Source organism: Gordonia amarae NBRC 15530, assembly GCF_000241345.1.
Taxonomy (GTDB): Bacteria; Actinomycetota; Actinomycetes; order Mycobacteriales; family Mycobacteriaceae; genus Gordonia; species Gordonia amarae.
The window spans coordinates 44,899-56,788 of record NZ_BAED01000061.1; the positions used below are offsets into that span (position 1 = coordinate 44,899).

Consider the following 11,890-nt stretch of genomic DNA (forward strand, 5'->3'; position numbering starts at 1 on the left):
CCGTTCTGGGGAGAGATCCGGCATGCGGAGATGCCGGTTATGTCAGGACTGTTGAGGGGAGAACGCCTTCGAGACGACCTTGGCGCCGAAGTAGATGATCGCCACGAGAATGACCAGCGTCAGCGCTGAACCCCACACGTTGTCGAAGGAGCCGGGGCCTTTGCCGTATTCCTGCACCATCATCAGCGGCAGCGACTGCTGGCTGCCGTCGAAGGGATTCCAGTTGGTGGCGCGGGTGGATCCGACAAGGATCAGCACGGGCGCCGATTCGCCCATCACTCGTGCGATCGCGAGCATCACGCCGGTGACGATGCCCGACAGCGCGGTGGGCAGCACGATCGCCGCGATCGTCTTCCACTTGGGGATGCCGAGCGCGTACGACGCCTCGCGCAGATCCTGCGGGACGATCTTGAGCATCTCCTCGGTGGACCGCACCACCAGCGGCACCATGAGCAGCACCAGCGCGATGGCCACGACGAAACCGGAGCGTTCCATGCCGAGGGTGGTGCGCCAGGCCGCGTACACGAAAAGCGCGGCCACGATCGACGGCACGCCGGAGAGGATGTCGACCATGAAGGTGGTGGCCCGGGCCATCGGCGAGGTCCGGTCGCTGTATTCGACCAGGTAGATCGCCACCAGAATGCCGAGCGGCACGGAGATGACCGCGGCCAGCGCCGTCTGGATGAGGGTGCCGATGATGGCGTTGGCCGCACCGCCACGGATCTGCGGTTTCGTCCACCATTCGGGGTCGATGACGGGGCCGATGCCCTTGCTGACGAGGGTGATCGTCAGCCACACCAGCGGTACCAGGGCGAGCAGCAGGGCGGCGAGGACCAGGACCCGCACCACCTTGTCGGTGACGGTCCGGCGGCGGCTGAGCGGGGTGAATCCGGACGGTGTGTTCTTGACGGGGACGGCCCCGTGGTCGTCGAGGGTTATCGACATGTCAGTTGGCCTTTCCGCTGACCACCGCACGCGCGGCGGCGTTGACGATGAACGTCAGCACGAACAGGGTCAGGCCCGCGGAGATGTACGCACCGGTCTTGGCCGGTGAGTCGAATTCGGCGGCGTTGAGGGCGATCTTGCTGGCGAAGGTCTCGCCGCTCTCCATGAGGTTGAAGTTGATCGGCCCGGCCGAGGAGATGATCAGCATCAGGGCCATGGTCTCGCCCAGGGCGCGGCCGAGGCCGAGCATGCCGCCGCTGATGTAGCCGGACTTGCCGAAGGGAAGCACGGCCACCCGCACGACCTCCCATTTGGTGGCACCGAGCGCGAGGGCGGCCTCACGATGCCCGACGGGAGTCTGCGCGAACACCTCGCGGGTGACGGCGGTGATGATGGGCAGGATCATCACCGCGAGCACGATACCGGCGGTCAGCAGGGTGGCGCCGGTGTCCATGTTGGTGGCCTGTTCGGGTTCCTGGAACAGGAACAGCCAGGTCAGGTGCCCGACGAGCCATTCGTTGATGGGTTGCAGCACCGGCCCGAGCACGAGGATGCCCCACAGGCCGTACACGATCGACGGAACAGCCGCGAGCAGGTCGACCGTGTAGGTGATGGGTCCGACGAGCCGTTTCGGCGCGTACTCGGTGAGGTAGATCGCGATGCCCAGGGCGACGGGCATCGCGATCAGCAGCGCGATCACCGACACGAAGATCGTCGTGTACAGCAGGCGCGGGATGCCGAATCGTAGGTCGCCGCCGGAGGTCACCCACTGTCCCTGGTAGGTGAAGAAGTTGGCCTTGTTGTCGAACAGGGACGGCACGGCCTGCGCGACGAGGAACGCGGCGATCAGGAAGATGACCGCGGTCACCAGCATGCCCGACCCGACGGCGAGGTTCTTGAAGATGACGTCGCCGAGCCGTTTACCGCCGTCGGTGCCGAGCACCCGTCCCTTCCCGTCCGGCGGGGTGCCGCCGGTGTCGTGTCCGGACATGGCGTCGCCGCTGTCCGGGCTCGGCCCCTTGGTGAGGGAGGTCATCGTTCTCCCTGTTCTGGTCCGATCATCTGCCCTGGTCATGTCACTTCCTCGCGACGTATCGAGTGTCTCACGCGGACGCCGCCCCTGCGCCCGCCGGATCAGGCACCGGGTCTCCCGCCGGTTCGGCCCGTGGGCACGCCCTAGTTGCCGGAGTCCAGGGCGTCGATGGTGGTCCGGAGCGTGGTCTTGAAGCCGTCGGGCAGCGGCACGTACCCGACCTCGCCGAGGCCTTCCTGACCTTCGTCGAGGATCTTGGTGAAGGCCTCTTTGAGGGTGCTGCTGATTTCCGAGTCCTCGTAGCCGGTGGAGCACACGATGGAGTACGGGGTGAGCACGAGCGGGTAGGCGCCGGGTTCCTGGGAGGCGAACAGCGCGTCGGTGTCAACGACGAGGTCCTTGCTGCCGGGCGTCGTGAACTTGACCGCGTCGAGGGCCTTGCCGGCGCTCTCGGCGTTGAGTTGGACGGCGCCGGATCCGAAGTCGATGGCCGCGATGCCGAGTTTGTTCTCGGTGGCGAAGCCCCACTCGACGTAGGTGATCGAGCCGGGCGACTTCTTCACGGTGTCGCCGACGCCGGTCGACTTGGCCGCGCCCGAACCGCCCTTGCCTTGGAATTCCTTGCTGTGCTCGTACGGCCACGCGGTGGGGGCGGCGCTCTGCAGGAAGCGCTGGAAGTTGTCGGTGGTGCCGGAGCTGTCGCTGCGGTGCACCGGCTTGATGGCGGTGTCGGGCAGCGTGACGCCCGGGTTGAGCTTGGCGATGGCCGGGTCGTTCCACTTGGTGATCTTCGAGTCGAAGATCCCGGCGAGGACCTGCGGGTTCAGGGTCAGCTTGTCGACGCCCTCAAGGTTGTAGGCGATGGCGACGGGGCCGGCGACGAGCGGGATGTGCCAGGCGTCGTTGCCGCCGCAGCGGGCTTTGGCGTCGGTGATCTCGGCGTCCTTGAGTGCCGAGTCGGAGCCGGCGAAGTCGACGTCTCCGCTGATGAACTTCTTGATGCCGTCGCCGGAGCCGCTTCCGGTGTAGTCCAGGATGATGTCGGTGTTTTCGGCGAGTTTGTCGCTGAAGTGCTCCATTGCCTTCTGCTGTGCGGTCGATCCCTCACCGCTGATCGCTTTGTCTCCGTCGCTGCTGCACGAGGTCGCCAGCACGGTCGCCGCGGCCGCGGTCAGCGCGAGAGCCGCGCCTTTACGGGAAATCTTCACCTCTGGTGTCGCCTTTCGCTCATCACATGCGCCCGCACACGACTGTCGGGGCAGATGTCACCGGCGCCCCGGGAGTCCCGGGGCCGGTGTCCGGTTTGACGCTAGGGGCGACCAGTGGCCGACTTCTCGACGCGAGGTGAACTGGGAGTGAATAGCGCGGGGCGTTAAGGGCGATACCGGAAGGTACGGTGTGACCACTGCCGTTGCTCACCGGGGCAGTAACTAGGCTAGCCTTGCCTTTGTGCGCGACGCAGACGATTTCCATCCCGGCGACCCGGCGTTCCTCTGGTACATCAACCCCACCGACGGTGAGGCGCCCTGGGAACCAGAGCAGCGGGTCACCCCGTCGTTCGACGTCATCCGTCACCAGGCCCGCACCCTGGACCGGCTCGGCTTCTACGGCGCGCTGACCACCGCCCGCGAACCCATCGCCCTGATCGGCGACACCACCGACCTGCGCTTCCTCATCCCCTGCTACCCCGGCGTCAAACCGCCGGTGCTGATGGCCGAGGAAGCCCAGGTGTTCGACCAGTACTCGGGTGGCCGGCTCATCATCAACCAGGTCAACGGCGCCGACCCGGTGCTGCGGCGCTACGGACAGTTCACCCCGAAGGCCGAGCGTTACCGGCTGTCGTCGGAGTACTGGTCCAAGGTGAAGGACCTGTACCTCGACGACACCGACGCATACGAGGGTGAGTTCTTCTCCTACGACAAGCGGTACAAGCCGGCCATCCCCGGGCCGCGACAGCCGGGCGGACTTCCGATCTGGGGTACCGGCGCCTCCCCGGAGGGCATCGAGCACGCCGTCGACGTACTCGACGTGTACCTGTCGTTCATGTCCGAACCGGATGCCCTCACCGCCCTGTTCGACAAGGTCCGCACCGCGGCCGCCGAACGCCGACGCACCCTCAGGTTCGGCGTGCTCGCCAGCGTCATCGTCCGGGAGACCGAGGAGGAGGCGTGGGACCGGTTCGAGTGGCAACTCACCCAGACCCGGCCCGAGACGGTGCTGGCCACCGCCGACCGCAATCTCAAGAGCTTCGGATACCCCGGCCTGGACGACCTGACCAGCGACGACCCGCAGGTCCTCGCCCGCATCGAGGCCCTGCGCGCCGGAAAGCTCCCCGATCGTTCGGCGCTGGAGTTCGCCCCCAACATGGCAGCGGGCCTGACCACCTGGACCGCCGCCGAGCCTCCCTTCGACATCGCGGGCAAGGGCACCGGCACCTACTTCGTCGGCAGCGCCGAGAACGTCGCCAAGGCGATGCGCAAGGTCGGCGAACAGGCCGGCGTCGACGCCTGGATCCTGTCGGGCTGGCCCCTGGCCCGCGAGGCCGAGATCGCCGCCGACCTCCTCATCCCACTGCTGAAGGGCTGACCGGTCCCGCTGGTCACCGCCGCGGCGGAGTACCCACATATCGGGCAGCCGGCCGAATGATCTTGCGGCTCTTGGACTGTTCCAGAATGTTCGCACACCATCCGACGACGCGGCTCACCGCGAACGTAGGGGTGAACATCGACCGGGGGATCCCGCAGCTCTCCATCACCACTCCGGCATAGAATTCGACGTTGGCATAGCGCGGACGGTCCGGGTGCGCCTGCGCGAGAACATCGGTGACGGCTCGCTCGGCCTCCAGCGCCCGATCGACCAGCGGGCCACCCAACTCAACGGCGATGCCGCGCAACAGCTCTGACCGAGGATCGGTGGTGCGGTACACCGCGTGACCGAATCCCATGATGCGTTTGCGCTCGGCGACCTGCTGCCGCGCCCACCCGGCCGCGTTGCCGTGGGCGGCGATCTCATCCAGTGAATCCAGTGCCCGATCGGGCGCACCGCCATGCAGTGGCCCCGAGAAAGCGCCGATGGCACCGCATATCGCGGCGTACACATCCGCACCGGTGGAGGCGATCACCCGCGCGGTGAATGTGGAGGCGTTGAATCCGTGATCGATGGTCGCGATCAGGTACTGTTCGACGGCGCGCGCGTAGTGCGGTGCGGGTTCGTGGCCCGTCAGCATGTACAGCCAGTTCGCGGCGACCGGAAGATCCTCGCGCGGGGGCACCGGATCGTCACCGTTGCGTAGCCGGTACATGGCCGCCAGCAGCGTCGGTGTCACCGCCGCAGCGCGCAGAGCGTCACCGAGTGCCTGCTCGTCGGTCGCATCCCACAGCGGACGGGCCCCGGCTGCGGCGCCGACCGCGGACAGCGCCGTACGCAACGCCGACAGCTCGGTTCGCGGCGCGCCAAGCAACGCCGCCGACGCGACGATCCCACCGACCTCGTCCGGTATGGGGCGCATTGTCGCGACCTTCCTGCCGAACGCAGCCAGCTCGGGTTCGTCGGGCAGGTGTCCGTGAGCGAACAGATGCCACACCTCTTCGAAGCTGCTGCTGCGGGCCAGCTCGATCGCCGGATACTGCCGGTAGTGGTAAAAGCCCTCGTCCCCGCGCACGTCCCCGATCTCGGTGTCGGCGACCACGACTCCGCTGAGTCCGGGTGGTGCGATCATCGTCTCGCTCATTGTGTGCTCCTCTGGTGCGGTTGCCCTCCCGCCACGATGACAACCTTGAGCAAGCTCAGTCAATGTTGATTTAATCAATGTGTGAAGCGGACACATTCCCGGCGCTGGCCTGCCCCGATCCACCATGACGGGCGCGACTACCTGACCACCGAACAGGTCGCCAGGGTCCTCGGCGTCAAACCGGCGACGGTCTACTCGTACGTCAGCCGCGGGCGGCTCACCAGCAGCCGGATCGACGGCCACGATGGCAGCGTCTTCGGTGTCGACGAGGTGGAGAAGCTCTTGTCGGGCACCCGTAACCGACCACCGTCGGGTGTCGTCGAACGCATCCGGACCCAGGTCACCCACCTGCACGACGACACGCTGTACTACCGCGGCCTTGATGCGCGGGAACTCGCCCGCACAACAGCATTCGAGGAAGTCGCGGGAATGCTATGGCAGGTGCCGTGGCCGGACCAACCGGCCGATGAGCAGGTCGCCGCCTCGGTGCGAGCGGTGTGCGGCGACAGCGCCCGAGACCTCGATCGCATCCGGATCGTCGTGGATCTTCTTGGTGCCCACGAAGTTCTGCGCCATCGCATCGACCCGGAATCGGTTTCATCGTCGGCCGCCCTGGTCATGGCCACCGCGATCGCAGCCGTGGGTGAACCTGTTGTCGATCCCGAAGGCACTGTGGCCGAACGCCTATGGCCACACCTGACCACCGAACCGGGTTCACCCGAACGAACCTCCCTGCTCAACGCCGCGCTGGTCCTGCTCGCCGACCACGACCTGTCCGCGGGCACCGTGGCCGCGCGGGTGGCGGCCAGCGCCCGCGGCAGCATCTACGCAGTTCTGAGTGCCGGCCTGGGCGCATTCGACGGACCGATGCACGGCGGTGCGACCACGATGGCCTACCGTTTTCTGCAATCCGCCCTGGACAACCCGGAAAGGGCCGTCTCCGAACGCATCGCCGCCGACACCCCCATCCCGGGAACCGGTCATGTCGTCTACTCGCACCGCGACCCCCGCGCCGAGTGCATCATCGAATTCCTCACCGCAGCAAACCCTCCCGACCCCCGGCCAGTAGCCGCGCTGAACGTCGTCGCCAGGTCGATCGACACCCGGGAGGAGCATCACGGATTCATCACCTCCGACCTCGCTCTCGCCGCCATGGCGCTGAGCTTCGGGATGAATGACAATGCGGCCGAGACGATCTTCGCTCTCGCCCGAACGGCCGGCTGGACCGCACACGCCCTCGAGGAGTACCAGGAACGCCGTCTCCGGTTCCGCCCCGAAGGGGTCTACACCGGAGTCCGGCCCTAGTCGTACCAACCACCTGATACACCGGCCCCGATGCCGGTTGAGGCGCGACGAGCCGCTAGGCGAGGAGCCTCGAAACCCGGTGAGCCGAGCGTGTTCTCACCCGTATGCGATATCCACCGCGTACCGGGTGAATCCGAGTTTCTCGTAGGTGTTCAGGGCGGCGGTGTTGTCGCCTTCGACGTACAGCATGACCTCTGAGGCACCCACGCGCACAAAGTAATACAGGCCGGCCAGGGTGAGCAGCCGGCCGAGGCCGCGACCCTGGGCGGCCGGGTCGACGCCGACGATGTACACCTCGGCCAGTTCCGGCGACTGCATCTTGGTCCAGTGAAAACCCAAGAGCTGCGATGATTCCCGGTCGTAGGCGAGGAACAGCCCTTCGGGGTTGAACCAGTCGGAACCGGTTCGTTCGTGGATCTGCGCAAGACTCCAACCACCCTGTTCGGGGTGCCAGTCGAAGGCCGCGTTGTTGACCCGCAGGATCTCGGCGTCGTCGGCAGGTCCGTTGTAGGTGCGCAGTTCGATAGACTCATCCACCACCTGCTCAGGCAGGTCGGAGCCGTCTCCCGCAGGCCGACGCAGCTGCAGCAGTTCACGATTGCGGGTCAGGCCGAGCGATGTCGCGAGTGCAGCGGCGCCGGGCAGATCACCGTGCGCCCAGATGTTCGCCTGAACACCGAGTTCCCCGGCCTGCGCGAACGCCTCCTCGACCAGCGCACGGCCGTACCCGTGGCGGCGATGTTCCGGATCGACGACGGCCTCGATCATCGCCGACCCGTCACCCGCAGCCACCACCACGACGGCATATCCGTGAGGTAGGAGAATGTGCCGCACAGTACCGTCGGTGCTGTCGCCGAGTCCGTCGACAGCCAGCCGGCCCTGCTCGGACAGCGGCGCGACACCGTCGGCGGTGGTGGCCGACGCGATCAGCTCGTGCGCCCACCGGGCTTCGTCGGCGGTGAGCGTATCGGCCACCCGCACCTCACTCATCGGCGACAAGCTCTCCTTCCATGCTGTCCACGTCCGCGCCGTCGAAGTCGTCGTCGGCATGATCGTCGGCACCCTGGTCGGGGGCGGCATTGCGGCCACGGTTGGGCCGGACCGCCTTGTAGCCGACGTTGCGCACGGTGCCGATCAGCGACTCGTGCTCGCTGCCGAGCTTGGCGCGCAGGCGTCGCACATGGACGTCGACGGTGCGGGTGCCGCCGAAGAAGTCGTAGCCCCACACCTCTTGCAACAGTTGCGCGCGGGTGAACACCCGGCCCGCGTTCTGCGCCAGATATTTGAGGAGTTCGAACTCCTTGTAGGTGAGGTCGAGCGGTTTGCCGCGCAGCCGGGCGGTGTAGGTGCCCTCGTCGATGACCAGCTCGCCGAGGGTGACCTTGCCGGCCGCCTCGTCGGTGCTCAGGCCACGGGTGCGCACCATGAGCAGGCGCAGCCGGGCGTCGATCTCGGCGGGGCCGGTGGCGGGCAGCAGGAACTCGTCGATGCCCCAGTCGGCGTTGACGGCCACCAGGCCGCCTTCGGTGAGGACGGCGGCGACGGGTGTCGACGATCCGGTGCTGCCGAGGAGACGGCACAGGCCGCGGGCGGCGGCGAGGTCGGTGCGGGCGTCGACGATCGCCACATCCGCGTTGCCGACCTCCATCAGCGACGACACCTCTGTGGGCGCAACGCGGACGTTGTGCGCCAGCAACGACAGTGCGGGCAGCACCGAATCCGGGTTGGGGTCGGCGGTGAGGAGCAGGAGATCCACGAATGCAGCTCCGATCGGCTACGTCGGGCAGACCGGAATGTATTAGGACCCGGTCCGCTTTGTGTCCATCGCCTTACCACCTTGTACGCGACAGATGACAGAATAACGCCAATGTCGGACCCGGCTGTTAACAAGGCGCATACGCGAGGTCGTACCGGCGCGCCCACCAGCGGCAAAAGGCGGCATTTCGGGCACAACCGCCCGCTCATCGTGATCATTGTCATGGTGCTCGCCGCCGCCGGGGTGGCGTATCTGACAGACGCCGCGCTGGCCGTGCGGGCCGAACGATCGCTGGCGCGGGCGCTGCTGACCTCCCCGCGCGTCGACTACGAACCACAGGTCACCCTCAAGGGCTTCCCGTTCATCAACCACGCCCGCGACGGCGAGTTCTCCGGCTCGATCATCACCGCCCGCGGGGTGCCGATCGAAGGCTGCGAGTCCCGCGGCGGCTGTTTCGCGGAGATGACCGTGCTCACCGGTGCCGTGAGGCCCGACACAGGCGGCGGTTTCCGGTTCGGTTCCGGCGACACCCTCACCGCCGACGACGTCACCGCCTCGGTCCGGCTCGATTCCCCCAACCTGGGCAGACTGCTGGGCATCACCGACCTGTACGTCACCACCCCTGCCGAACCGGGCAAGGCCGGCGCCGGCGGACCCGGTGACGGCGTCCTCACACGCTCACACGGGGTGGTGCTCAACGGGACGGTCGCCGTGCCGCCCACCCCGCCCGGCGGCCTGCCCACCCCGGCGACCTCCCCGTCGGCCTCGGGGTTCACCGGCGAAACGGTCCGGGTGAGCGTGCTGGTCGACCTGTCGCTCAGCGACGGCCGCCTGCGGGTGTCCGCGTACGGGCTGTACAAGGGCCCGGAGGAGCATGCCGACGCCGGCGATCTGGACACGAACCCGGCCAAGGCGGACCTGCTGCAGGCCGTGCTCAAGCGGTTCACGATCGCGCTCCCACCCATCCCGATGCCGTGGGGGATGTCACCGTCGTCGGTCACCAGCGCGGGCAGCGACATCCTCATCGAGGGCCGTTCCGATCATCGTGATCTCAGCCTGAACAGCTTCTGACCTGCGCTTCCATCCGGTAGTCGAGCATGTCCGGTGGTGCCGCGCACCCCGTGGGTGTGGGCGCGGCAACAGGCTCCTGTAGTCTCGTCCCCATGCAACAGCGCCGTGAGTTCCTTCTCACCCGTCGCCGCGCGATCGACTTCTGTCGTTGCGCCACTTGTTGCTGTCGCTGATCAGCGACCGCGCCGCGTTCCGCTCGACGGGTGAGCGCTTTCACCCAGAAGTGTCCCGTTCCCGGTGCATCTCGAAGGACAGCCATGTCCACGCCCGCAGCGTCCCGGCCTCTCCGTGCCGTCGGCCTGCAGACTCCCCACCAGCAAGATCCAAGAAAATCGAGACATCCTGTCTTTCGAAAGGACACCACAATGGCACGTTCCGACGTCCTGGTCAGCACCGAATGGGCTGAGCAGAACCTCAACGCCGACAAGACCGTCTTCGTCGAGGTCGACGAGGACACCAGCGCCTACGACGGCGGCCACATCCCCGGCGCCATCAAGCTCGACTGGAAGAAGGACCTGCAGGATCAGGTCCGTCGCGACTTCGTCAACCGCGAGCAGTTCTCGGCGCTGCTGTCCGAGCGCGGCATCGCCAACGACGACACCGTCATCCTGTACGGCGGCAACAACAACTGGTTCGCCGCCTACGCCTACTGGTACTTCAAGCTGTACGGCCATCAGGACGTCAAGCTGCTCGACGGCGGCCGCAAGAAGTGGGAGCTCGACGGCCGTCCGCTGTCGGCCGACGCCGTGAGCCGCCCGGCCACCGAGTACAAGGCCGCCGATCCCGACACCTCGATCCGCGCCTTCCGCGACGAGACCATCGAGGCCATCGGCGTCAAGAACCTCGTCGACGTGCGTAGCCCCGACGAGTTCTCCGGCAAGATCCTCGCTCCCGCGCACCTGCCGCAGGAGCAGAGCCAGCGTCCCGGCCACATCCCCGGCGCCATCAACGTGCCGTGGAGCAAGGCCGCCAACGAGGACGGCACCTTCAAGTCCGACGAGGATCTCGCCGAACTGTACAAGGAGGCCGGTCTCGACGGTGAGAAGGAAACCATCGCCTACTGCCGCATCGGCGAGCGTTCGAGCCACACCTGGTTCGTGCTCCAGGAACTCCTGGGCCACAAGAACGTGAAGAACTACGACGGCAGCTGGACCGAATACGGCTCGCTCGTCGGCGTGCCGGTGGAACTCGGAGAAGGAAAGTAATCAGTTATGTGTGGTGCACCCAAACAGGGCCAGAAGTTGCCGGCGGGCGTTGACGTGGAGAAGGAGACCGTGCTCCTGGGCACCGTGTCCGACGCCGCGGGCGCTCCTGTCGCCGGCGCATTTGTCCGGTTGCTCGACTCGACCGGCGAGTTCACCGCCGAGGTCGTGGCCAGCGCCACGGGCGACTTCCGGTTCTTCGCCGCTCCGGGCACCTGGACGCTGCGGGCGCTCAGCTCGGTCGGCAACGGTGATGTCACCGTGAGCCCGGAAGGTCCCGGCGTTCACGAGCACGACATCACGGTCGCCAAGTAAATCGGCTGTACCGAACAGGCCCGGTCACCTCACGGTGGCCGGGCCTGTCGGCGTCTTGCGGGCCGGTGTCCTGCGAGTCGGCGTCTCAGACGATGTCCGCGGCGAACACAGCGGACCGCTTGAGCATGGCCTGTGCCTGCCTGGGCAGTTCGGGGGCATTGCTGCGGACCGGCACGATGCGCGGATTGGTGATGTGTACGACCTTCCCCTTGGGCAGTTTCACGTCGGCCTCACCCGCCGCGAGCACGTTCTTGGCCCAGTTGGTCTTGCCGTGCACCAGCCCGATCGCCAACACATTGCCCTTCTGGAACGAGCTGACCGGCGTCTCGTAAGCCTTGCCGGAGGTGCGCCCGACATGCTTGACGACGCTGAAGAACGGCATCTTCTTGGCGCTCGCGTTCGCGAACGGCGCGAAATACTTGTTGAGGAAGTCCTCGACCTTGCCCGGAATCAGCATCGGCGTCTCGGGGGTGGCGTTGGGGTGCTTGGACGAGCCCATCTCGTGTGTCCCTTCGTGTGGTGGTCCGCTCTCC

General features: G+C 66.9%; 12 protein-coding genes. 5 read left to right on the forward strand and 7 right to left on the reverse strand.

Going from position 1 to position 11,890, the window contains the following annotated elements:
• Positions 1-42: 42 nt before the first annotated feature.
• From pstA to pstS, 3 genes are all read right to left on the reverse strand, one after another.
• The gene (gene pstA, locus GOAMR_RS17515; RefSeq protein WP_005190921.1) at positions 43-945 is read right to left on the reverse strand and encodes a phosphate ABC transporter permease PstA; all 903 of its coding nucleotides are present in this window, start codon (positions 943-945) and stop codon (positions 43-45) included.
• A gap of 1 nt (position 946) precedes the next feature.
• On the reverse strand, positions 947-1,981 hold the full coding sequence (pstC, locus tag GOAMR_RS17520; protein WP_005190924.1) for a phosphate ABC transporter permease subunit PstC: 1,035 nt from the start codon (positions 1,979-1,981) through the stop codon (positions 947-949).
• Between the two features lie 140 nt (positions 1,982-2,121).
• Positions 2,122-3,186, reverse strand: coding sequence for a phosphate ABC transporter substrate-binding protein PstS (gene pstS / locus GOAMR_RS17525; protein ID WP_005190926.1), 1,065 nt, complete (start codon positions 3,184-3,186; stop codon positions 2,122-2,124).
• 241 nt (positions 3,187-3,427) lie between these two features.
• On the opposite strand from pstS, the gene GOAMR_RS17530 reads away from it, so the two are divergent.
• Positions 3,428-4,564, forward strand: a complete 1,137-nt coding sequence (locus GOAMR_RS17530) for an LLM class flavin-dependent oxidoreductase (protein ID WP_005190928.1) — start codon at positions 3,428-3,430, stop codon at positions 4,562-4,564.
• A gap of 13 nt (positions 4,565-4,577) precedes the next feature.
• On the opposite strand, the gene GOAMR_RS17535 is transcribed toward GOAMR_RS17530, so the two are convergent.
• Positions 4,578-5,708, reverse strand: coding sequence for a citrate/2-methylcitrate synthase (locus GOAMR_RS17535; RefSeq protein WP_040515707.1), 1,131 nt, complete (start codon positions 5,706-5,708; stop codon positions 4,578-4,580).
• A gap of 81 nt (positions 5,709-5,789) precedes the next feature.
• Between GOAMR_RS17535 and GOAMR_RS17540 the strand changes: the two genes are divergently transcribed.
• The gene (locus GOAMR_RS17540; protein ID WP_005190933.1) at positions 5,790-7,013 is read left to right on the forward strand and encodes a citrate synthase; all 1,224 of its coding nucleotides are present in this window, start codon (positions 5,790-5,792) and stop codon (positions 7,011-7,013) included.
• Positions 7,014-7,109: 96 nt separating this feature from the next.
• Here GOAMR_RS17540 and mshD read toward each other — a convergent pair whose 3' ends face one another.
• Together mshD and GOAMR_RS17550 are read right to left on the reverse strand one after the other, a co-directional pair.
• Complete coding sequence (gene mshD / locus GOAMR_RS17545) at positions 7,110-8,003, reverse strand: mycothiol synthase (protein ID WP_005190936.1); 894 nt, start codon at positions 8,001-8,003, stop codon at positions 7,110-7,112.
• The gene (locus tag GOAMR_RS17550) at positions 7,996-8,769 is read right to left on the reverse strand and encodes a winged helix-turn-helix transcriptional regulator (protein ID WP_005190940.1); all 774 of its coding nucleotides are present in this window, start codon (positions 8,767-8,769) and stop codon (positions 7,996-7,998) included. The genes mshD and GOAMR_RS17550 overlap by 8 nt, the downstream gene beginning before the upstream one ends.
• A 111-nt stretch (positions 8,770-8,880) precedes the next feature.
• On the opposite strand from GOAMR_RS17550, the gene GOAMR_RS17555 reads away from it, so the two are divergent.
• From GOAMR_RS17555 to GOAMR_RS17565, 3 genes are all read left to right on the forward strand, one after another.
• On the forward strand, positions 8,881-9,840 hold the full coding sequence (locus tag GOAMR_RS17555) for an LmeA family phospholipid-binding protein (RefSeq protein ID WP_005190943.1): 960 nt from the start codon (positions 8,881-8,883) through the stop codon (positions 9,838-9,840).
• A gap of 365 nt (positions 9,841-10,205) precedes the next feature.
• On the forward strand, positions 10,206-11,045 hold the full coding sequence (locus GOAMR_RS17560) for a sulfurtransferase (RefSeq protein WP_005190946.1): 840 nt from the start codon (positions 10,206-10,208) through the stop codon (positions 11,043-11,045).
• A 6-nt stretch (positions 11,046-11,051) separates the two neighbouring features.
• Positions 11,052-11,357 (forward strand): DUF1416 domain-containing protein, encoded by a 306-nt coding sequence (locus tag GOAMR_RS17565; protein WP_005190948.1) that lies wholly within the window; start codon positions 11,052-11,054, stop codon positions 11,355-11,357.
• Between the two features lie 85 nt (positions 11,358-11,442).
• On the opposite strand, the gene GOAMR_RS17570 is transcribed toward GOAMR_RS17565, so the two are convergent.
• A complete protein-coding gene (locus tag GOAMR_RS17570; protein ID WP_005190951.1) occupies positions 11,443-11,856 on the reverse strand; it encodes a nitroreductase family deazaflavin-dependent oxidoreductase in 414 nt (137 codons plus the stop codon).
• Between the last annotated feature and the right edge of the window lie 34 nt (positions 11,857-11,890).